This window comes from Marinicauda salina (assembly GCF_003122085.1).
Classification (GTDB): Bacteria; Pseudomonadota; Alphaproteobacteria; order Caulobacterales; family Maricaulaceae; genus Maricicauda_A; species Maricicauda_A salina.
Genome location: NZ_QEXV01000002.1, coordinates 140,420 through 162,066, shown reverse-complemented (window position 1 = coordinate 162,066; position 21,647 = coordinate 140,420). Strand labels below are relative to the sequence as shown.

General features: G+C 68.3%; 19 protein-coding genes and 3 tRNA genes. 8 read left to right on the top strand and 14 right to left on the bottom strand.

From position 1 onward, the window contains the following. The first annotated feature begins 139 nt into the window (after positions 1 to 139). Positions 140 to 1,150: a cysteine synthase A gene (locus DDZ18_RS05470; RefSeq protein WP_109252373.1), complete on the top strand. Its 1,011-nt coding sequence runs from the start codon at positions 140 to 142 to the stop codon at positions 1,148 to 1,150. On the opposite strand, the gene DDZ18_RS05465 is transcribed toward DDZ18_RS05470, so the two are convergent. Then, positions 1,147 to 2,208, bottom strand: a complete 1,062-nt coding sequence (locus DDZ18_RS05465; protein WP_233245719.1) for an amino acid ABC transporter substrate-binding protein — start codon at positions 2,206 to 2,208, stop codon at positions 1,147 to 1,149. The two genes, DDZ18_RS05470 and DDZ18_RS05465, sit on opposite strands and share 4 nt — an antisense overlap. Before the next feature lie 65 nt (positions 2,209 to 2,273). On the opposite strand from DDZ18_RS05465, the gene metC reads away from it, so the two are divergent. After that, positions 2,274 to 3,413 (top strand): cystathionine beta-lyase, encoded by a 1,140-nt coding sequence (gene metC, locus DDZ18_RS05460; protein WP_109252372.1) that lies wholly within the window; start codon positions 2,274 to 2,276, stop codon positions 3,411 to 3,413. A 9-nt stretch (positions 3,414 to 3,422) separates the two neighbouring features. Here the strand turns inward: metC and DDZ18_RS05455 are convergent. From DDZ18_RS05455 to DDZ18_RS05440, 4 genes are all read right to left on the bottom strand, one after another. Further along, a tRNA-Arg gene (locus tag DDZ18_RS05455) sits at positions 3,423 to 3,499 on the bottom strand. A gap of 8 nt (positions 3,500 to 3,507) precedes the next feature. Next, on the bottom strand, positions 3,508 to 3,813 hold the full coding sequence (locus tag DDZ18_RS05450) for an ETC complex I subunit (protein ID WP_109252371.1): 306 nt from the start codon (positions 3,811 to 3,813) through the stop codon (positions 3,508 to 3,510). A 57-nt stretch (positions 3,814 to 3,870) separates the two neighbouring features. Further along, a tRNA-Pro gene (locus DDZ18_RS05445) sits at positions 3,871 to 3,947 on the bottom strand. Between the two features lie 45 nt (positions 3,948 to 3,992). Further along, on the bottom strand, positions 3,993 to 4,541 hold the full coding sequence (locus DDZ18_RS05440) for a DUF192 domain-containing protein (protein WP_109252370.1): 549 nt from the start codon (positions 4,539 to 4,541) through the stop codon (positions 3,993 to 3,995). A gap of 154 nt (positions 4,542 to 4,695) precedes the next feature. Here DDZ18_RS05440 and DDZ18_RS05435 point away from each other — a divergent pair, with 154 nt between their 5' ends. Further along, on the top strand, positions 4,696 to 7,089 hold the full coding sequence (locus DDZ18_RS05435) for a TonB-dependent receptor (RefSeq protein WP_109252369.1): 2,394 nt from the start codon (positions 4,696 to 4,698) through the stop codon (positions 7,087 to 7,089). Between the two features lie 154 nt (positions 7,090 to 7,243). Further along, positions 7,244 to 7,768, top strand: a complete 525-nt coding sequence (ppa, locus tag DDZ18_RS05430; protein ID WP_109252368.1) for an inorganic diphosphatase — start codon at positions 7,244 to 7,246, stop codon at positions 7,766 to 7,768. A 27-nt stretch (positions 7,769 to 7,795) separates the two neighbouring features. Here ppa and DDZ18_RS05425 read toward each other — a convergent pair whose 3' ends face one another. From DDZ18_RS05425 to DDZ18_RS05405, 5 genes are all read right to left on the bottom strand, one after another. Continuing rightward, positions 7,796 to 8,275, bottom strand: coding sequence for a DUF2165 family protein (locus DDZ18_RS05425; RefSeq protein WP_109252367.1), 480 nt, complete (start codon positions 8,273 to 8,275; stop codon positions 7,796 to 7,798). Positions 8,276 to 8,370: 95 nt separating this feature from the next. Next, positions 8,371 to 8,445, bottom strand: a tRNA-Glu gene (locus DDZ18_RS05420). Positions 8,446 to 8,523: 78 nt separating this feature from the next. Beyond that, positions 8,524 to 10,338, bottom strand: a complete 1,815-nt coding sequence (gene recJ / locus DDZ18_RS05415; protein WP_109252366.1) for a single-stranded-DNA-specific exonuclease RecJ — start codon at positions 10,336 to 10,338, stop codon at positions 8,524 to 8,526. Then, entirely contained in the window at positions 10,335 to 11,294 is a 960-nt protein-coding gene (gene glpX, locus DDZ18_RS05410; protein ID WP_109252365.1) for a class II fructose-bisphosphatase, read from the bottom strand. The genes recJ and glpX overlap by 4 nt, the downstream gene beginning before the upstream one ends. Before the next feature lie 64 nt (positions 11,295 to 11,358). Further along, complete coding sequence (locus DDZ18_RS05405) at positions 11,359 to 11,625, bottom strand: hypothetical protein (RefSeq protein WP_109252364.1); 267 nt, start codon at positions 11,623 to 11,625, stop codon at positions 11,359 to 11,361. A 153-nt stretch (positions 11,626 to 11,778) separates the two neighbouring features. Here DDZ18_RS05405 and phaC point away from each other — a divergent pair, with 153 nt between their 5' ends. Continuing rightward, positions 11,779 to 13,740, top strand: a complete 1,962-nt coding sequence (gene phaC / locus DDZ18_RS05400; RefSeq protein WP_199241131.1) for a class I poly(R)-hydroxyalkanoic acid synthase — start codon at positions 11,779 to 11,781, stop codon at positions 13,738 to 13,740. On the opposite strand, the gene DDZ18_RS05395 is transcribed toward phaC, so the two are convergent. The 3 genes from DDZ18_RS05395 to rplM form a co-directional block, all read right to left on the bottom strand. Then, positions 13,737 to 15,509 (bottom strand): hypothetical protein, encoded by a 1,773-nt coding sequence (locus tag DDZ18_RS05395; RefSeq protein WP_146190613.1) that lies wholly within the window; start codon positions 15,507 to 15,509, stop codon positions 13,737 to 13,739. The genes phaC and DDZ18_RS05395 overlap by 4 nt on opposite strands. Positions 15,510 to 15,659: 150 nt before the next feature. Next, entirely contained in the window at positions 15,660 to 16,160 is a 501-nt protein-coding gene (rpsI, locus tag DDZ18_RS05390; RefSeq protein ID WP_109252361.1) for a 30S ribosomal protein S9, read from the bottom strand. 2 nt (positions 16,161 to 16,162) lie between these two features. Next, positions 16,163 to 16,627, bottom strand: coding sequence for a 50S ribosomal protein L13 (rplM, locus tag DDZ18_RS05385; protein ID WP_109252391.1), 465 nt, complete (start codon positions 16,625 to 16,627; stop codon positions 16,163 to 16,165). Positions 16,628 to 16,853: 226 nt separating this feature from the next. Here rplM and DDZ18_RS05380 point away from each other — a divergent pair, with 226 nt between their 5' ends. Further along, positions 16,854 to 18,272 (top strand): alkaline phosphatase PhoX, encoded by a 1,419-nt coding sequence (locus DDZ18_RS05380; protein WP_109252360.1) that lies wholly within the window; start codon positions 16,854 to 16,856, stop codon positions 18,270 to 18,272. Continuing rightward, a complete protein-coding gene (locus DDZ18_RS05375) occupies positions 18,236 to 19,231 on the top strand; it encodes a hypothetical protein (protein ID WP_109252359.1) in 996 nt (331 codons plus the stop codon). Before DDZ18_RS05380 ends, DDZ18_RS05375 begins: the two co-directional genes overlap by 37 nt. Here DDZ18_RS05375 and DDZ18_RS05370 read toward each other — a convergent pair. After that, positions 19,156 to 20,283, bottom strand: a complete 1,128-nt coding sequence (locus DDZ18_RS05370) for a COX15/CtaA family protein (protein WP_109252358.1) — start codon at positions 20,281 to 20,283, stop codon at positions 19,156 to 19,158. The two genes, DDZ18_RS05375 and DDZ18_RS05370, sit on opposite strands and share 76 nt — an antisense overlap. A gap of 167 nt (positions 20,284 to 20,450) precedes the next feature. On the opposite strand from DDZ18_RS05370, the gene DDZ18_RS05365 reads away from it, so the two are divergent. Next, the gene (locus DDZ18_RS05365; RefSeq protein WP_109252357.1) at positions 20,451 to 21,629 is read left to right on the top strand and encodes an acyl-CoA dehydrogenase family protein; all 1,179 of its coding nucleotides are present in this window, start codon (positions 20,451 to 20,453) and stop codon (positions 21,627 to 21,629) included. Positions 21,630 to 21,647: the final 18 nt, after the last annotated feature.

Genomic DNA, 21,647 nt, shown 5'->3' with positions numbered 1-21,647 from the left:
GGCTCCTGCCTGAACTGGACATACGTAATACGCGTCGCCCCGCTGTTCGGATCACGGCCGCTTCATTCGCGCCCTGCCGGCGTTGAACCCCCAGGCGGGGGCGCCTAGCTTGCGGTCACCTTCACGAGGAGACCGCGCCATGCCCGCCGCCGCGACCAACGTCATCGACCTGATCGGGAACACCCCGCTCCTCCGCCTTCGCAAAGCCTCCGAAGAGACTGGTTGCGAGATCCTCGGCAAGTGCGAGTTCCTCAATCCGGGCGGCTCGGTGAAGGATCGCGCCGCGCTGGGCATCATCCGCGACGCCGAGGAGAAGGGCCTGCTCAGGCCCGGCGGGACCATCGTGGAGGGCACGGCGGGCAATACGGGCATCGGCCTGGCGATGGTCGGATCCGCGCTCGGCTATCGCACGGTGATCGTTTTCCCGCGCACCCAATCACAGGAGAAGCGGGATGCGATCCGGCTGATGGGCGCCGAGCTGATCGAGGTCGACGCCGCGCCCTACTCCAACCCCAACCACTATGCGCGCTACTCCGGCCGTCTCGCCGAGGAATTGAACGCGTCCGAGCCGAACGGGGCGATCTGGGCCAACCAGTTCGACAACATCGCCAATCGCAAGGCGCACTACGAAACCACCGGCCCGGAGATCTGGGACCAGCTCGGCGGGAAGGTCGACGGTTTCGCCGCCGCCGTCGGCTCGGGCGGCACGATCGGCGGGGTGTCGATGGCGCTCAAGGAACGCCGCAAGGACGTGCGGATCGCACTCGCCGATCCCGGCGGCGCGGCGCTCTACGGTTATTACGCCCATGGCGAGCTCAAGGCCGAGGGGACCTCGATCACCGAGGGCATCGGCCAGAGCCGCATCACGGCGAACCTGGAGGACGTCGAGATCGACGAGGCCTTCCGGATACCCGACGCCGAGGCGCTCGAGATCCTGTTCGACCTGGTCCAGGAGGAAGGCCTGTGCCTGGGCGGCTCGGCCGGGATCAATATCGCCGGCGCGGTCCGACTGGCGCGCAAGATGGGACCCGGCCACACCATCGTGACCATTCTCTGCGATCACGGCCAGCGCTATCAGTCGAAGCTCTACAACCCGGATTTCCTGCGCGAGAAGGAATTGCCGGTCCCGCCGTGGATGGACGCCGCCTAGCGGAAAGGCGGCGCGTAGAGCAGCCCGCCCTGGGACCATTGCGCGTTGAGGCCGCGCCTGAGGCCGAGACGCGAGTCAGCTCCGAGATGCCGCTCGAACAGCTCGCCGTAATTGCCGACGGCGGCGATCGCATCGAGCGCAAAGTCCGGCTCGAGATAAAGCTCTTCGCCGATCGCGCCCTCCGCGCCGAGCAGGCGGCGGACCTCCGGATTGCGCGAGGTCTCCGCAAGCTCGCGGGCATTGTCGCGGGTGACCCCGTACTCCTCGGCGGCGATGAGCGCATACAGCACCCAGCGCGCGGCTTCGGCGAAGCGCGGATCATCGGCCGAAACCACGGGCCCGAGCGGCTCCTTGGAGATCACGTCGGGCAGCAGGACATGCGCCTCGGGATCCTCGAGCGTCACGCGCAGGCCGGCCAGCGAAGAGATGTCGTTGGTGAACGCGTCGCACTCGCCGGCCTCGTAGGATTCGAGCGCGGCCGCCGCCGTCTCCCTTTCGACGGGCGTGAAGCTGATGTCGTAGGTCGCGGCGTAGTCGTTGAGATTGAGAACGGTCGTGGTCGCCCGTTGAACGCAGATGCGCGCGCCGTCAAGCTCCCGGGCGCTCGACACGCCGAGATCGGCTGGGGTCATGAAGCCCTGGCCGTCATAATAGTAGACGCCCGCGAAGCTCACCTCGAAGCCGGCGTCGCGCGCAAAGGTCCAGCTGGTGTTGCGGATCAGGATGTCGGCGCGGCCGTCGACGACGGCCTCGAAGCGCTCCGCCGTCGTCAGCGGCACGAACTCGACCCGGCGGGCGTCGCCCAGGAAAGCCGCGGCGTAGGCGCGACAGAGATCGGCTTCGAAGCCCGTCCAGCGGCCCTCTTCATTGCGGATCGCGAAGCCTTCCAGCCCGGTGTCCACACCGCAGCGCAGCACGCCGCGATCGCGGACCGCCTCCAGCTGGGAGCCCATTTCCTCGAATCCGCTCTCGGAAACCGTGAAACCCAACGCGAACGCCGCCGCCGCGCGTGCGAGACGACGCGGCGTGAACAGATCGAAGAACGGCGCAGTCGCCACCTCTTCCTCCGGGCCTAAGGCTGGGGCACGCTTCGGGTTTAGCGAACAGCGGAAGCGGCGTCGACATGAAACGAACCACGCGCCTGATCCATGCCGGGCGGCCCGACGACGACGACGGACTGGTCAACCCGTCGGTCCAGCGCGCCTCGACCCTGCTGGCTCGAAGCTCGGAAGCCCTCTACGCACCTGCGAAACGCCCCTTCCACTACGCGCGCGGCGGGCTCAGCCCGCAGGCCGAACTCCGCGATGCGCTCGCCGATCTCTACGGCGCCGACCATGTCGCGCTCGCGTCGTCGGGACTCGCCGCGGTCGCGCTCGCGCTGCGGCTGGCCGTGGAGGGCCCCGGCGAGGCGCTCATCTCCGACAGCGTCTACGGTCCGGTGCGCTATTTCTGCGACGAGGAGCTGCCCCGGCTTGGCGTCACGCCGCGCTACTACGCTCCCCGGATCGGCGCCGGCATCGCCGACCTGCTTTCCGAGGAGACGCGGTGCGTCCTGATGGAGTCGCCCGGCTCGCTCACCTTCGAGGTTCAGGACGTTCCCGCGATCGCGGACGCGGCACGCCGCGTCGGCGCGAAGACGGTGATCGACGACACCTGGAGCGCGGGCCTCCTGATGAATCCGCTGGAGCTCGGCGTCGATTTCGCCGCCCAGGCGCTGACCAAGTATGTGGGCGGCCATGCCGACTTCCTGATGGGCTCGGTGGCGGCGCGCGGAGACGACGCCGATGCGCTCGCGCGGCGGGAGATCCGCTACGGGCTGCATGTCTCGCCGGACGACGCCTTCCTCGCCCTGCGGGGGTATCGGACGCTGGCGCTCCGAATGGAGCGATCCGGCGCGTCGGGCCTGGAGATCGCCCGACGCCTGCAGGCGCATCCGCGCGTCGCCGAGGTGCTGCATCCAGGTCTCGAGGACAGCCCGGACAACACGCTGTTCCGACGCGATTTCTCGGGCGCGGCGGGATGCTTCGGCGTGGTCCTGAAGGACGTATCGGGGCGCGAGGCCGAGGCGATGCTCGATCGCCTCGAGCTCATCGCGCTGGGCTTCTCCTGGGGCGGGTTCGAGAGCCTGGCGATGCCCTGCGATCGCCAGCTCAGGCGACCGGCCGGCTCCTGGACGGCCGACGGCGCGCTGATCCGGCTCGCGATCGGGCTGGAGGACGTCGATGATCTCTGGGCGGATATCGAGCAGGCGCTGGCGGATTAGGGCAGGGTCTGGCGCCTCCGGCAGGACTCGAACCTGCAACCGTCCGCTTAGAAGGCGGGTGCTCTATCCGGTTGAGCTACGGAGGCGTCGCGGTTCAGTGCGACCAGGGCTCCTTGCGGTCATAGGCGAAATTGGACGCATATGACTTCACGGGACGTGGCGCTTCATGAACGTCGCGCACGCGGAAGGGAATGCCGTGGCGCCGCGCGTATTCGACCGCCTCGTCCTTCGTGTCGAAGCGAAGCGTGACCTGGCGCTGCATGTCGGTGCTGCTCGCCCAGCCCATCAGGGGATCGGGCCGCTTGGCGTGACGGGGTTCGAACTCGAGCACCCAGCGCTTGGTCTTCGCGCGGCCCGACTGCATGGCGGTTTTCGACGGGCGATAGATCTTCGCGAACATGAGCGATCGTCCTCACCTGATGACGCTTGCGGCGGCCGACGCCGAAGCGGATTGAGTTGGTCGGGGCGGCCGGATTCGAACCAGCGACCCTCTGCTCCCAAAGCAGATGCGCTACCAGGCTGCGCTACGCCCCGGCGCCGACGCCGGTTTAGGCCGCGCCGGCCGGCGAGGCAAGCCGATCAGCCCTCCCCGCCCTCGGACGCGTCAGCGTCGGCGGGCGCCTCGGTCTCCGGCGCATCGGCCTCGGTCGTGCCGAACATGGCGTGGCGGACGAGGTCGCCCGGCGCGATCCCCGCCTGGGCGGCGCGACCGCCGGCGATTTCCAGCACGCCGATCACCGGGAAATCCGACGGCAGCTGGCGCAGCGAGCGCGGCTGGGCGTGAGCGACCACCTTGGCGATCGTGCCGTCGGCGCGGATATAGACGATGTCCAGCGGGATCAGCGTGTTCCGCATCCAGATCGTGACCGGGCGCACCTGGCCGAAATCGAACAGCATCGCCTCGTCCGGCGCGATCGACTCCCGCCACATCATGCCGCGCTGGCGGCTGGCCGGGGTGTCGGCGATCTCGGCGGAGAATCGCACCGGTCCGGCGTCCGTTTCGACGACGACCGGCTCAGGGCCGCCGTACTCGACGACGGCGTCGCGCGCCGTGGGGTCGACGGGTTGCGCCGCGGCCGAGGCGGTGGCGAAGGCGAAGGCGGCGAAGAGTGCGATGAGGCGTGTCATGGCGCGCAAGCTAGCCGCCCGCCCCGGCGCGCGCAATCGCGTGGACTGGGCTGCGCGCGGATCGGGCTGCTGCATTTCATCATATTTCATGCATTCACATCGCCGTGAGCCGCGTTAACCTTTGTTCATAGAAAATGAGCACGGGGAGAAAGCGATGAAATATCCAAAGAGCGTTCTTTTTTCGGGAGCGGGCGTGAGCTGGCTTGCGCTCGCGCTGGCAGGTGCGGCTCATGCGCAGGAGCCGGCCGGCGCCGTTGAAGAGACGGAAGTCATCGTGGTCACCGCGACGAAACGCGAGCAGTCGCTTCAGGATGTTCCCTTCTCGATCAACGCCCAGACCCAGGCCGATATCCAGCGCACGGGCGCGGATACGCTCGAGGATCTCTCGCGCAATATCGCGGGCCTCTCGATCCAGAATCTCGGGCCCGGCCAGAGCCAGGTGGCGATCCGCGGCGTGTCGGCCGGCCAGATCGTGCGCGACCAGCCCGGCGTGAAGGAGCAGGTCGGCGTCTATCTCGACGAATCGGTGATCTCGCTGTCCCTGTTCACGCCGGATATCGATCTCTACGACCTCAACCGGGTGGAGACGCTGCGCGGGCCGCAGGGCACGCTGTTCGGATCCGGGTCGATCGGGGGCACGATCCGCTACATCACCAATGAGCCCGACCCGAGCGGGTTCGAGGCCTCCGCCGAAGCCGAGATCAATCAGATCGACGACGGCGGGACCGGCGGCCATATCAAGGGCATGGCGAACATGCCGCTCGGCGAGACGGCCGCGCTGCGCGTCGTCGGCTACCACACCGAGTACGGGGGCTTCATCGACGCGCTGCGCGAGGGCGGCGGCGTTGACGAGAACGTCAACAGCGGCAGCCGGACGGGCGTGCGCGCCGCGTTGCGCTTCGAGCCGACGGAAAATCTCACGATCACGCCGCGCGTCGTCTACCAGGAGATCGAGACCGACGGCTTCAACCGCCAGGAAGTCTACAATCTCTACGCCAACCCCTACACGACGACGCGGCCGGCGATCCAGCTGGGCGAGCGTCAGCAATACCTGTTGCTCGACGAAGGCTTCAGCGACGAATTCCTGCTGGCCGACCTCACCGCCAGCTACGATTTCGGGCCGGCGACGCTGACCTCGATCAGCAGCTACACGGACCGCAGCATCCTCGTCAGCCGCGACGCCAGCGCGCTGAGCGGCAGCGTCTCGGTCGATCTCGGATTTCCGGACGCGGGCGTGCTGCTGCCCTCGAACCTGCGCGATACCACCGAAGTCGAGCAGTTCACCCAGGAGGTCCGGCTGAGCTCCAACGGCGCCGGTCCGCTCGAATGGATCATCGGCGCCTTCTACGCCGAGACCGACCGGGTCTACGCCCAGCGCCTTCCCACCCCGGGATACGACGCGTTCACCGACGCCACGCTCGGCGCCGGCACGTCGGCGGCGGTGGCCAACGGCTTCCCGGCCGACTCGCCGTTCAACTCGGACCTGCCCTACACGATCGAGCAGCTGGCCGTGTTCGGCGAAGCCACCTGGGCGGCGACCGACCGGCTCGACCTGACCGCCGGCGGACGCTGGTACGAGTTCGACGAGACGCGGACCATCACGACCGGCGGCCTGTTCGCCGCGGGCGACACGGGCGTCGTCGACGAGACCTCGTCGGACGGCTTCACGCCGCGCTTCATGGCGAGCTACGCAGTCAACGACGAGCTGACGCTCAACGCGCAGGCCTCCCAGGGCTTCCGCCTGGGCGGCGTCAACGACCCGCTCAACACCGCGCTGTGCACGCCGGCGGACCTCGCGACCTTCGGCGCCTTTCAGGACTATGACGACGAGACGCTGTGGAACTACGAAGTCGGCGTGAAGTCGCAGAGCCGCGGCGTGACGTTCAACGCGGCGGCCTTCTATACCGACATCAGCGATCTCCAGGTGACGCTGGACGCGGGCTCCTGCTCGTCGCGGATCTCGTTCAACGTGCCCGAGGCGCACACCGCCGGCGTCGAGGCCGAACTGACCCTGCAGCCGACCAACGGGCTGACGCTGGCTTTCGCCGGCAGCGTGGTCGAGGCCGAGTTCGATTCCACCGTCCGGGCCGGCGACGGCTCGATTCTCGGCGGCGTCGAGGAGGGCAACCGCCTGGCCTCCGTGCCGGAGACGCAGTTCTCCGCGAGCGCGATCTACACCTTCCCGGCGCCCTGGGCGGGCGCGACGGCGGAAGGTTTCGTGACCGCGGCGGTCCAGCATATCGGGTCGCGCTACACCCAGCCGGGCGACCAGGTCCCCGGAGCCGGCGACTTCGTCTCCGGCCTGCCCTTCGGCGGGGCGACCGGGACCGAGGTGACGTCGCTCGATCTCGAGCTGGATCCCTATGAGGTCGCCTATCTCAGCGCCGGCCTCGATTACGGCGATCTGCAGATCACGGTCTTCGTCGACAATGTCTTCGACGAGAACGCGAACCTGTCGTTCGACCGGGAGCGCGGCGGACGCGCCCGCCTGGCGTTCCGCACCAACCAGCCGCGGACGTTCGGGATCACGATCCGCAAGCAATACTAGAACCTGTCGACCCGTTCGGGTCTCTCTCCGGCGGCGCCCTTCGCGGGGCGCCGCTTTTCTTTGCGCCGCGGTCCACGCTGTGCAGTCCCCGGCTTGCCCGACCGGGCGCGCCCGGCTTATCTCCGCGCGCCTTAAAGAAGCCGGAGCCCTCCCCATGCGCCTCGACAAGATTTCCATCGGCGAGAACCCGCCCGACGACATCAACGTCATCGTCGAAGTCCCCGTCGGCGGCGAGCCGGTGAAGTACGAGATGGACAAGGACGCCGGCACGGTCTTCGTCGACCGCTTCCTGCACACGCCCATGCGCTATCCGTGCAATTACGGCTTCGTGCCCCACACCCTGTCCGACGACGGCGACCCGATCGACGTCATGGTGCTCGGCCAGACCTCGCTCATACCGGGCTGCGTCGTGCGCACCCGGCCGATCGGCGTGCTGCTGATGGAGGACGAGAGCGGCATCGACGAGAAGATCCTCGCCGCGCCGCACCCCAAGCTCAGCCCCTATTACGACGAGATCCGCGACTACACCGACGTCCACGAGGCCCAGCTCGCGCGCATCACCCACTTCTTCGAGCACTACAAGGATCTCGAGCCGCGCAAGTGGGTGAAGATCGGCGGCTGGCACGGCGTCGACCGCGCGCGCGAACTGATCACCGAGGCGATCGAAAGGGCGGGGTGATCACGGCGCCGGGCCGGCGTCGGCGGCTCAGTCCTCCAGCGCGGTGAAGATCATGATCAGCGCGATGAAGCCGCCATAGCGGAAGGCCGCCGCGCCGGCCTGGGCCGTTCCCTCGTCGAGGAACATCAGGAACAGCGTCTCGCCGATGACGGTGAATCCGCCGAACAGCGAGGCGACGGCGAGGCCGCAACCCAGCAAGGCCCAGCGCTTGGCGCGCTGGAATCCGGCGCTGTCGGCGTTTACCGCGCGCAGCATGGCGATCGCGCCCCCGCCGCAGAAGACGAAGGCGGCGATCTTGCCCGCGACGATCAGGGTGGCGCCGAGCCAGATCACGGTCGGGCTCTGCGTCGCCCAAGGCGGCCGCTCGCCGGCCGGGAGCGCCTCCATCGCGGCGACCTCGGCCACGGCGTCGTAGGCCACGTCCGGCTTGGCCAGATTGCCGAACGCCCCGATCAGCCCCCACAGGGCAACCAGCAGGATCAGCAGGATCTTGAGGTATCTTATCAACGCACCCTCCCCGGCCCGTCAGGGAGGACGCTAGCACGACGGCGCACAGGCAAGCACGTCCGGACGGCGCTTCGGTTATGGCGGGTGAACGCGAGTGGCAGGCCCTAGGGGAATCGAACCCCTGTTTCCAGGTTGAAAACCTGGCGTCCTAACCATTAGACGAAGGGCCCGCGATCTCGCGAGGCGCACCATATATCCGCCCCGAATCCGGGATGCAAGTCATTGGCGTCGGCGACGCAGCGACTTTTTCACTCCGTCGGCGCGAGATCCTCGAGGTGAAGCTCGGCGCGCCGGCCGAAGCGATTGTCCTCGGCCTTGAGGCGGCCCGCGGCGTGCCACGGCCCCTCCCCGCCTTCCAGGAGCGCCGCGCCGATCGGATTGTCGGCGACGCGGAACGCGATGCCCTGCAGCCGCGCGCCGGCCTCCGATTCGAAGGCGAAGCGCACATGGTCCTTGCCGACGCGCTCGGCGTAGCGCTTGCGCAGGTCGGCGAAGGCGAACCGGGGCTCGGGATTGCCGACGCCGTAGGGCGCGGCGGCCTGTAGCGCCGAGCAGAACTCGAAATTGACCGCCGACGGGCTGATCACCGCATCGATGTCGTAGCGGCGCGCCTCGTGGGCGGCTTCCCATTCCGGCGCCAGGCGTTCGCGCATGAAGGCGCGGAAATCATCGATCGCGTCGGCGGCGACCGTCAGGCCCGCCGCCATCGGGTGGCCCCCGCCGGCGACGAGCAGGCCTTCGGCGCGCGCCGCGCCGATCGCCGCGCCGAGATTGACGCCCTTGCACGACCGGCCGGAACCCTTGGCCAGCCCGGTCTCGGGATCGATCCCGATGACGATCGAGGGCCGGTTGAAGCGCTCCTTGATGCGCCCGGCGACGATGCCGATCACGCCGGCGTGCCAGTGCTCGCCCGCTGCGATCAGAACCGGGTCGGCGTCGGGATCGGCCTCGCGTTCGATGCGCGCGAGCGCGGCCTCCAGCACGTCGGCCTCGATCTCGCGGCGTTCGGCGTTGAGCCGGTCGAGCTCCGCAGCGATGCGCCGGGCTTCGTCGGCGTCCCCGGTGGTGAGCAGCGTTGCGCCCAGATCGGACTTGCCCACGCGGCCGCCCGCATTGATGCGCGGGCCGATCAGGAACCCGGCGTGATAGGGCGTCGCCTCGCCCGAGAGCCCGGCGGCCTCGGCGAGCGCGGCCAGTCCCGGCCGCGCCCAGGCGCTCATCACCTTCAGCCCCTGGGCGACGACGGCGCGATTGACGCCGGTGAGCGGGACGACGTCGCAGATCGTGCCCAGCGCGGCGAGATCGGCGAATCCGAGAATGTCGGGCGCTTCGGCGTTTCCGAACGCGCCCCGACGTCGGCCCTCGCGATTGAGCGCGGCTAGCAGCACGAAAGTCACGCCGGCGGCGGCCATGTGTCCGCAGCCCGATTCGTCGTCGGGCCGGTTGGGATTGACCAGTGCGGCGGCCGGCGGCGTCTCGCCGCTCATCATGTGATGATCGATCACGATCACCGGCAGTCCGATGGATTCGGCGGCCCGGAGCGGCTCGAGCGCCGCGGCGCCGCAATCGACGGTGAGGACGAGCTCGGCGCCCTCATCCTTGAGATGCGCGAACGCCTCGGCTGTGGGGCCATAGCCCTCCTCGATCCGGTCGGGCACGTAGATCAGCGGCTCGGCGCCGACCGCGCCCAGCCAGCCCGAGAGCTGGGCCGCCGAGGTGGCCCCGTCCACGTCGTAGTCGGCGAACACGGCGATCTTCCGCCCGGCGGTGATCGCGTCCCAGATCAGGCCCGCGGCCTTGTCCATGTCCTGAAAGCGCGTGGGATCGGGGAAGCTGTCGCGCAGGCGCGGCGCGAGGAAGCCGGCCGCGGCGTCCGGCGCGATACCGCGTGCGGCGAGCAGGCGCGCCAGCGCGTCCGGACATCCCGAGATCCGCGCGATCTCGCCGGCGATGCGGTCGTCGGCGGGGTTGAGCCGCCAGGCCTTGCCCGCCAGCGACCGCTCGACGCCGAACAGCGGCTCGTCCGGGCCGGCGTCGGAGCGGATGGCGGGCTCGACCGTCATGCGTCGATGCGGGTCCGGGTCTGCACGCGGCGCCGCGCGCCCGTGACCGAGGAGAAGATCAGCGACTCCGTCGAGACGAGCCCGCCGGATTCGTGAACGCCTGCTACCAGCGCGCCGTCGGTCACGCCGGTGGCGATGAACAGGCAGTCCTTCGAGGCGAGCTCGGCGAGGTCATATTTACGGTCGAGATCCTCGACGCCGACCCGGCGGGCGCGTTCGCGCTCCTCGTCGGTGCGGAAATGAAGCCGGCACTGCATCTGACCGCCCAGGCAGCGCAGCGCCGCCGCGCCGAGCACGCCTTCGGGCGCGCCGCCCCGGCCGATATAGATGTCGGGATCCGCCTCGGGGTCGGCGACCGCGATGACGCCGGCGACGTCGCCGTCCGGGATCAGCATGACGCGCGCGCCGACCGCGCGCAGGTCATCGATGATGTGCTGGTGGCGATCGCGCTCCAGAACGCAGGCGGTGATGTCCGACGGCGATACGCCGCGCGCCTTGGCCAGCGCGGCGACATTGTCTTTCGTCGAGGCGTCGAGATCGATCACGCCTTCGGGGAAGCCGGGGCCGACGGCGATCTTGTCCATGTAGGTGTCGGGCGCGTGCAGCAACCCGCCGCGGGGCGCCAGCGCGAGCACGGCGAGCGCGTTGGCCATGCCCTTCGCCGTCAGGCTGGTGCCCTCGAGCGGATCGAGCGCGATGTCGATCTCCGGGCCCTGCCCGGATCCGACCTCCTCGCCGATATAGAGCATCGGCGCCTCGTCGCGCTCGCCCTCGCCGATGACGATGCGGCCCTTCATCTCCATCGCGTTCAGGCCGGTGCGCATGGCGTCGACGGCGGCCTGGTCGGCGGCGATCTTGTCGCCGCGTCCGGCGAGCTTCGCCGCGGCGATCGCGGCGGTCTCCGCAGCGTGGAGGGATTCAAGGGCGAGACGTTCGAGGGCGCGGCCTTCAGACATTCAACAAGCTTCCTGCAATGAAATTCGAGCGTAAGCGGATTCCCCGGCGCGGGGAGCCGCGGTGTCAGCGTGGGTCGGGCGCCGGCGGTTCGGCGCGGCGCAGCGATTCGGCGGCGTAGGCCTCGGCGTCGAACGCGCTGCGAAGGGCCTGGGCGTTGACGCGCACCTGCGCGGCCACCCGGATCAGAACATCGGTCTCAGCCGTCATGCGGGCGAGTTCGCCGTCCGGCAAGCGTCGTTCGGGCACGTAGGCCGGCGTCGGCGCGGCCTCGTCCGCGGCGAGCAGTTCATCGGTCCAGCGCGCCTCGGTCGGCTCGGGCCGGATCGTCATGCAGCTCGATGCGCCTGCGGCGGCGAACGCCGCAAGCCCCGCCCTGAATGCTGAACTGAACCGCACTTGCGACCTCCCGCGCAGTGGACGCGCCGAATGGTTTCTATACGTTCGCGGCGTGCGGTGTCACGTTTTCAGAGGAGTATCGGAACGATGGCGCAGCGAAAGTCGGACAAGGCCCCCTCCACGCCGCGCAAGCTCCGCGCGAAAAGCGCGGCGAAGCCGTCGAAGGCGGCTTCGGCGAAGGCGCGCGAATCCGGCTCGGAGAAGCCGGCGGCCAAATCGGCGCCCGAGGCGGAGGCCGCGCTCGGCTGGTCGGATTTCCCCGCCGTCTCGCAGGCCGATCTCGACCGGCTCGAGGAGGTCTCCCGCAACGTCATGCAGGCCTCGCTGAAGAGCCAGAAGCTGATGAGCGACGTGATGCGGCGCTCGCTCGAGGGCGATCCGGAGCTGACGCCCCAGGCCGATCCGCTGCACGCCGCGCCGGAACTCGTCGACGTCTGGGGCAAGATCGCCGCCGACCCCGAGCTCATCCTCCAGGCCCAGGCCGACCTCTATCGCGGCTATCTCGATCTGTGGGGCGGCGCGACCAAGCGCATGATGGGCGAACAGGCCGACCCCGCGATCGAGCCGGAGAAAGGCGACAAGCGGTGGCGCTCCGAGGCCTGGTCGGACAACCCGTTCTTCGACGCCATGAAGCAGTCCTACCTGCTCAACCAGCGTTTCCTGATGGGGCTGATCTCGGGCGCGAAAGGCGTCGACGAGGCGACCAAGCGCAAGGTCGAGTTCATCACCCGCCAGATGGTCGACGCCATGGCGCCGACGAATTTCGCGCTGACCAATCCCGACGTACTCCAGGCGACCTTCGAGAGCCGCGGCGAGAACCTGACGCGCGGTCTCATGAACCTCGTCAACGACCTCGAGCGCGGTCATGGCCGGCTCGCCCTGTCGCAGACCGACATGGAGGGCTTCAAGGTCGGCGAGGATCTTGCCGCGACGCCCGGACAGGTCGTTTTCCGCAACGAGATCATGGAGCTGATCCAGTACGCGCCGGCGACCGACGAGGTGCGCAAGCGCCCGCTGCTGATCGCGCCCCCCTGGATCAACAAGTACTACATCCTCGACATGCGCCCGGCCGGCTCGATGATCCGATGGCTGGTCGAGCAGGGCTTCACCGTCTTCCTGATCTCCTGGGTCAATCCGGACGCGAGCCTCAAGGACAAGACCTTCGAGGACTATATCCGCCAGGGCCTGTTCACCGCGCTCGACAAGATCGAGGACGCCACCGGCGAGAAGCAGGTCGACGCCGTGGGCTACTGCATCGGCGGCACGATGCTGGGCGCCGCGCTCGCGCTGATGGCCGCCGAGGGCGACGACCGGATCGCCTCGGCGACCTTCTTCGCCGCCCAGCTCGATTTCGAGCGCGCCGGCGACCTCCTCGTCTTCATCGACGAGGAATGGTTCAAGGAGATCGAGCGGCTGATGGACGTCCAGGGCGGGGTGCTCGACGGGCGCACCATGGCCGACACCTTCAACATGCTGCGCTCGAACGACCTCGTCTGGTCGTTCGTCATCAACAACTATCTGCTCGGCAAGCAGCCCCAGGCCTTCGACCTGCTCTACTGGAACGCCGACCAGACGCGCATGCCCAAGGCGCTGCACCTATACTATCTCGACAGCTTCTACCGGAAAAACCTTCTGGCCAAAGGCGAACTGGAGATCGGCGGGCACACGCTCGACCTGTCGAAGGTCAAGGTCCCGGTGATGATGCAGGCCTCGGCCCAGGACCACATCGCGCCCGCGGAGTCGGTCTATCGCTCGGTGAAGCTGTTCGGCGGACCGGCGCAGTACCTCCTCGCCGGCTCGGGCCACATCGCCGGCGTCGTCAATCATCCCGGCGCGAAAAAGTATCAGCACTGGATCAACGACGCCCTGCCCGCCACGCGGGAGGAATGGCTCGAAGGCGCCGAGGAGCATCCCGGCTCCTGGTGGCCCTACTGGCGCGACTGGCTCTTCGGGATGGACGACGCCATGGTCACCGCCCGCGAACCCGGCGGCGGCGAGCTCGAGCCGATCTGCCCGGCCCCGGGCGAATACGTGAAGGTGCGGAGCTAGCCGCCTCGCTCCGCTTGCGGTTCAAGATGGAGGATGCGGCGTACGCGATCCGCGTCCTCTCCGAACCGGCGTTCCAGTTCCGAAGAACAGGTTGAGTCGACCGCGGGCCCGACGTTTCCGCCGAACAGGCCGGAACGTTCGTACTCAACTCGCTCGACGGATGCGGCGCGCACCTGAGCATCGATCTGCTCGATAACGGCGAGTTCGCCCCGCTCGAGCAATTCGTCCAGTCGGAACCGACGCCCGTTCTCCGTAACAAGATGATATTTGGTGAAGAACGCCGGTTGATCATCCCTTTCGCCGGAATAACAGGCCGTCTCCAAGCCTGCCGCGTCCCCATATCGATACGACTCGCGTGCGAACGACCAATAGCCTGAGCGGATCATCTCGTCGCGCGTGAACGCCTGAAACGAAAAGGCGTCGAGCACTGTGAAGACCAAGGTGACGGCGATGGCAAGGGACCCGACGGCCGCCGAGGCGCCGTCGTATCTGCGATAGGCTTGCTGAACGTATGCGCCCGGATCGAACTCCGTATCGGGCTTCAGCCGGTCGCGTCGCAGATCGAATTCGAGCTCACGCGCCAGCTGCTCCGGCGGGCGCGCCTGCGAATTCGTCGTATTCCAGCCGCATCGCAGGTAAAGGAATTCGGCGAAGCCCGCACTCGTCCGTCCCGCTATCTGGCCCAGCGGCCAGATGAGCGTGATTCCGGCGAACACACCCAATACCACTGCAAAACCAATAATATCGCTTTCAAGCACGATGTCGTTGTAATCGGAGAGAGCTACTGAGTTCCGCAGAAGGAGGGTTAGGAAGTACGCGCCGCTCGTAGCGCACGCCATTCCAATCGCCATGCCGCCGAGCGGGATTGCAGCCACCGCAAGAAAAGCCCAGTACCGCGGATAGGTCTGCGCGGACGCGTACTCCGCTAGCCGCTCGCGCGCTGCGACGAGGAATTCCTGCTCGGCTTCCGTCAAGCGCCGCCTGTATCGGCGGGGGTCGCCGGACAAGAAACGCGCGATGACGAATCTCCCCAACCCCAAGATGGCTAGAAGAACGACAACAGCGAGCGGAATGATCGCGGCGTAGAGGCCCAGCTCCAGCCAGAAATCATCCTTGATCGCTTGGAGCAATCGCTCAAGCGGGAGGACAGCCCCTTCAAATACGGCCAAGCGCATCAGTTCGAAGACGAGCGCGCCGAGGCCGAACCATAAGACGATCAGCGGCAGTGTGATCGCCGAAACCGCCGCCGCCATGAACCAACCGGCCGAGTCATTCGCAACCGCCTCCGCGGACGAGTGTCCCTCGCGGTTCGATTCGTCGAGACGCTTTTCAGACAGTCCCGCACCTGCACTGGCGTGGTCGCGAGCGCTCTCATCACTGAGCCGGAAGAAGAGCCAACCTGCAGCGATAGCAGGCGGAGAGAGCCCGAGCAGCCACAGTCTCTCTGTGCTGAAGTCGAAAACAAGACAAACCACAAGGCCAAGATTGATGATGGCGACACCGTAGACGGGGAACACCAGCAGCATGTACGCGATCGTCCGCCGGAGACCGGGCGACGGCAGATTCATACCGACCCGCCAGCTGGAAACCAGCACGGCAAGGTTCAGCGCCAGGTAGGTTTGAACCAGAGACAGCGAGCCGGAGTGGATGTTCGTCCATGCCTGGAACTTCTCTGAGGCGCCGAACAGGACAACGCCTGCTCCAAGCAGTCCGATCGACCCCACGAGCGCGATCCGCAACGACCGCGGCAGTTTTCGCTTTTCAATCAAGGGCCGCCTCCCCCCGCGCGCGCTGGCGATCTTCCGCAAACGGGACGGCGACGCAAGTTTGAGTGGCGTCGTCTAGCAAACAAAAACGGGCGGCCGCATCGCGACCGCCCGTCTCTTCGTCTGCAAGCGCCCGCTGTCGCGGGAGCCGCCCTAGCGCTTCGAGAACTGGAAGCTGCGGCGGGCTTTCTTCTTGCCGTACTTCTTGCGCTCGACCACGCGGGAGTCGCGGGTGAGGAAGCCGCCGGCCTTGAGCACGGGGCGCAGTCCCGGCTCGTAGAAGGTCAGCGCGCGCGAGATGCCGTGGCGCACCGCGCCGGCCTGGCCCGACAGGCCGCCGCCGGTGACGGTGGCGTAGACGTCGAACTGGTCCTTGCGGTCGGCGGTCTCGAACGGCTGCTGCAGGAGCATGCGCAACACGGGCCGCGCGAAATAGGTCTCCTGGTCGCGGCCGTTGACCTCGATCTTGCCGTTACCCGGCTTGATCCAGACGCGCGCGATCGCGTTCTTGCGCTTGCCGGTGGCGTAGGAGCGGCCGTGCTCGTCGATCTTCGGTTCGGGAAGGGCTTCCTCCTCGACGTCCGGGGTGATCGGCGATTCCGCTTCCTTGAGCGCGGACTTCAGATCTTCGAGAGAGCGAGCTTGTTCAGCCATGATCAGCTCCGCGCGTTCTTGGCGTTGAGGGACTTGAAGTCGACGACTTCGGGCTTTTGCGCCTCGTGCGGATGCTCGGCGCCGGCGTAGACGCGCAGCTTCGAGAACTGCTTGCGCGCCAGCGGGCTTTCCTTGGGCAGCATGCGCTTGACCGCGGCCTCGACGACGCGCTCGGGGAACTTGCCCTCGAGCAGCTTGCGCGGGCTGGTCTCCTTGATGCCGCCGGGATGGCCGGTGTGGCGGTAATAGCGCTTGTCGTCGGTCTTGCGACCGGTGAACCGCACCTTGTCGGCGTTGATCACGACGACATGGTCGCCGGTGTCGACATGGGGCGTGTAGTCCGGACGGTGCTTGCCGCGCAGCCGGGTGGCGATGTAGGCGGCGAGACGGCCGACGACGGCGTCCTCCGCATCGATCACGACCCACTTGTGCTCGACGTCGGCAGGCTTGGCGGTAAAGGTCTTCATCGCTTCGGCCTCGATCAAACGGCGTGCGCCGGGGACCTCCCCCGGCGCGTCTGCGGCTTCCTTACGCGCGCGCCCGTCAAAGGTCAATGGGCGCGTTCCGGAAAGCGTATGGATTCAGGGCGCTAAATGCACGGTATTACACTACCGTATATTTCGGCGTCGGGGTGTCGCGCCGCGCGCGGCTTCGCGCTAAACACGGCCGGGGCATCTGTTCACGCGAGGCCGCATGACCGTCTCCCGCCGCGCCTTCCTGCGCTCCGCCGCCGCGACTTCGACGGCCTTCGCCGGCCTGCCCGTGCTCGCAGGATGCGGGCGCGGCGTCGACGCGGATTATCTCAGCGAGGTCGAGGGCTTCGGCCCGCTCGTCGCCGATCCGCGGCGGCTATTCGATCTGCCGGAGGACTTCAGCTACGCGGTCTTCTCCGAGTTCGGCGACCTGATGGACGACGGTCTGCTGGTCCCCGGCGACCATGACGGCATGGCGGCGTTTCCCGGTCCGGACGGCCGGGTGACGCTGGTTCGCAATCACGAGCTCTATCCGGACGAGGCCGACAAGTCGGCCTTCGGCGCCAACGCCGAGCGCCTGGCGCGGGTCGACGAGACGCGCATCTTCGACTTCACGCCCGAGGGCGAGCCGCACCTGGGCGGAACGACCACGGTGGATGTCGACCCCGAGACCCTGCGCGTCGAGCGCCAGTTCCTTTCGCTGGCGGGGACCTGCAACAACTGCGCGGGCGGGCCGACCCCGTGGGGCAGCTGGATCAGCTGCGAGGAGACGCTGATGAGGGCGGGCGAACGGGCCCGCGTCGATCACGGCTATGCCTTCGAGGTCGCCGCCGACGCGACGGGCCTGGTCGATCCCGTGCCGCTGCGCGGCCTCGGGCGCTTCGTCCACGAAGCCGTCGCCGTGGACCCGGCCACCGGCGTCGTCTACCAGACCGAGGACGACGACCCCGGCCTGATCTATCGTTTCCTGCCCGACCGGCCCGGCGAGCTCTGGCGCGGCGGCCGGCTGCAGGCGCTGGCGATCGAAGGGCGGCCGGGCGCGGACACGCGCAACTGGTCGGGCGAGGACGCGATCCCGGTCGGCGAGCGGCTGTCCGTCCGCTGGATCGATCTCGACGAGATCCATTCGCCCGAGGGCGATCTGGCTGCTCGCGGCGTCGCGGCCGGCGCGGCGCGCTTCACGCGCGGCGAAGGCATGTGGTTCGGCGACGGCGAGGTCTACTTCTGCTGCACCGACGGCGGACCGGAGCGCATCGGCCAGATCTGGCGCTACCGCCCCAGCCGCTTCGAGGGCTACGCGCAGGAATCGAGCGAACCGGGCGTGCTGGAGCTGTTCGTGGAGAGCACGGACCCGCGACTTCTGGAGAACTGCGACAACATCACGGTGGCGCCGTGGGGCGATCTCATCGTCGTGGAAGACGGGCCCGCCGAGCAGTACATACGCGGGGTGACGCCGGAGGGCCGCCTCTACACAATCGGACGCAACGCCGCCTCCGAGGGAGGCGAATACAGCGAGATTACAGGACCATGCTTTTCACCCGACGGATCGATTCTCTTCTTCAACGTTCAGAGACCGGGACGGACTTTCGCCGTGCGCGGGCCGTGGGCGCGACGCTCCTTGCAGCCGCGCTCGGCCTGAGCGCCTGCGGCGAGCCGCCCGCCGAGGAAACCACTGACGCCGAACCCGAGACTCGGATCGAGTCCGCGCTCGTCACGAACGTGTTCGAGCCCGCCGGTGCGGTGGAGTCGCTGGCCTTCCTGCCGGTCCCGGACGCGCCCTGGACGGGGCTTCTGGCCGCCTCGATGCGCCAGGGCGGGTTCGACATCTACACGATCGACGGCGAGCGCATCATTCAGAGCGCCGGCCCGCGACTGATCGATGTCGGGGCCGTGGCCGGATTCGACCTCAGGGGAGAACGCTTCCCGTTCCTGTTCGGCGTCGATCTCGAGGGCGCGCTCAGGAGCTACGCCCTGATCCGCGAGACCCGCGAGATGGCCGAGCTGCCGCTCGGCGCCGACGCGCCGTCGGAAGGCGCGGCCGGCGTGTGCGTGTTCGACGAGGGGATCGGCTATGTCGATCTCGCCGTATTGGGCGAGGACGCCGAGGCGACGATCCTCAGGATCCGCGATCGCGGCGAGGATGCGCTGTCGGTCGAGACCCGCGCGACGATCGCGCTTCCCTTCCCCGCGCGCGCCTGCACCTCGGCGAACGGCGAGCTGGTGATCGGCGGGCCGACGGCCGGCCTGGCGCGGATAGATTCCGGCGGCGAGATCGTCGCCGACGCGCCGGGCCTGGCCGTGAGCGAACTGGTCTACGCCGAGCTGCTGGGCCGGCCGGTGGTGATCGCGCCCGCGCCGGAGCTTGGCCGCCTGATCGTGTTCGACGCGCGCACGCTCGAAGAGATCGCCGCGCTCGAACTCGAGGATGGCTTGAACGCCCCGGCGGTCCAGCGTCCCGGTGCAGTGGCGCTCACGCTGGAGTCCTATGGCGGGATGGCGTTCTCGTCCGGCGTGATGGCGGTCTACGACGCCGGCGATTCCCGGGTGAAGCTGGTCGCCCGCGAAGTCGTCTCGCGGGCCGTCGTCGCGCCCGAGTGACCCGCCCGGGCCGCCGCCCAGGCGGTTATCCCGGCGACCAGGAAGAGCGCGATCGCCCCGGCCTGGTGGATGAGCGACAGCCAGAGCGGCGCGGCGGCCATGAGCGTGGCGACGCCCAGCGCGACCTGGGCGAGGATCGTGATCGCCATCACCACGGCGAGGCGCTGCAGCGCGATGTCGTCTTGCCGCCTCAGCCGGACGGCCAGCGCCAGCGCCGCGGCCGTCAGCAGATAGGCGAACCAGCGGTGGTGGAGCTGCACCGCCGGCCGGCTCTCGAAGGCCGCCTGCCAGAGCGGCAGGCTGGACAGATAGCCGTCCGGGATCAGCCGGCCCTCCATCAGCGGCCAGGTCGTGAAGATGCGCCCGGCGTCGAGCCCGGCGACGAAGGCGCCCAGCGCGACCTGGAGCAGCACGCCGGCCCATAGCGCGGCCGTCCAGCGAAAGACGCGCGCGGAAGATCCGATCCGCGCCGCGCCATAGCGCAGCTCGAGCGCCGTCCACAGCGTCACGCCGAGAATGATGAAGGCCATCACCAGATGGGTCGCCAGCCGGTACTGGCTCACGTCGAGCCGGTCGGCGAGCCCCGACGACACCATCCACCAGCCGATCGCGCCCTGCAGCCCGCCGAGTCCGAAAAGGATCCACAGGCGCGGCTTGAGCCGCGCGGGAACCCGCCTGCGGAAGAGGAAGATCGCGAACGGGACCGCGAAGACGAGGCCCAGCGTGCGGCCGAGCTGGCGATGGCCCCACTCCCACCAGTAGATGAACTGGAACTCGGCCATCGACATGCCGCGGTTCTGTTCCTGGTATTCGGGGATGCGGCGATACTTCTCGAGTTCCGCCTCCCAGCCATCGGTCGTAAGCGGCGGCACCGCGCCGGTGACCGGACGCCACTCGGTGATCGACAGACCGGAATCGGTCAGACGCGTCGCGCCGCCCACGAGGATCATCGCGCACACGAACGCCGCGACGACGACCAGCCACCAGAACATCGCCCGGTCCGTGCCGGGCTGCGTGAAGGGGCGCGTTTCGTGAAAGGCCGGAACGGTCATCGAGCATCCTCGCCGCAATTCGCGCTCCTAATTATCCGGACTGCGCCGGGGAGCAAGCGCAGCGCGCGCATTCGCCGCGCCGGCGCGTGCGATTTCGCCGAATCCGGACTGGCGAAGCCGCCGGCTCCGCCCTAACCTTGACGTAAACGTCAATGGGAGGAGCGACCATGTCCCTCGAAACCTTCCGCGCCGAGACGCGCGCCTGGCTGGAGGAGAACTGCCCGGACGCGATGCGCGAGCCGGTCAGGGGCGAGCAGGATATCTGCTGGGGCGGCCGGAACGCCGAGTTCGCCAGCGACGACCAGCGCATCTGGCTCGAGCGCATGGCCGAGAAGGGCTGGACGGTGCCGACCTGGCCGACCGAATACGGCGGCGGCGGGCTGTCCAAGGAGGAGGCCTTCGTCCTCAAGGAGGAGATGAAGCGCATCAATGCGCGCTCGCCGCTGGCCTCCTTCGGCATCTGGATGCTCGGCCCGGCGCTTCTGAAGTTCGGCTCCGAGGAGCAGAAGAAGGAGCACCTGCCGAAGATCGCGCGCGGCGAGATCCGCTGGGCTCAGGGCTATTCCGAGCCCGGCGCGGGCTCGGACCTCGCCTCGCTGCGCACCAAGGGCGTGCTCGACGGCGATCATTACGTGGTCAACGGCCAGAAGGTCTGGACCTCCTACGCCGACAAGTCCGACTGGATCTTCGCGCTCGTGCGCACCGAGCCCGACAAGCCCAAGCACGAGGGCATCTCGTTTCTGCTCATCGACATGGACACGCCCGGCGTCTCGACGAAGCCGATCAAGCTCATCTCGGGCAAGTCGCCCTTCTGCGAGACCTTCTTCGACGACGCCAAGGCGTACGTGAAGAACCGCGTCGGCGAGGCCGGCCAGGGCTGGACCATCGCGAAATACCTCTTGAGCCACGAGCGCGCCGGCATCGTCTCGGAAGCCCAGTTCGGCGGGCTGAACCCGGTCACGGCGGCCCACCAGTCCGGCGAGGCCGACGAATCCGGGCGCCTCGCCGACCCGATCCTGCGCGGCGACGTCGCCCGCCTGACCATCGACGGGCTGGCCTTCGAGGCCACGATGCAGCGCGTGAAGGAAGAGGCCGACCAGGGCGAAGGCGTTGGGGCGCGCGCCTCCATGCTCAAATATATCGGCACCGAGCTGAACAAGCGGAAGAACGAACTCAACATGTCCGCGCTCGGCTCCGACGGCCTGCTCTGGGAAGGCGAGAACGAGACCGACGGTGATCCCGCCCGGTCCTGGCTCCGCTCGCGCGCCAATTCCATCGAGGGCGGCACGAGCGAGATCCAGCTCAATATCGTCGCCAAGCGCGTGCTCGAACTGCCGACCGAATAGGCCATTTCAGACAGGGAT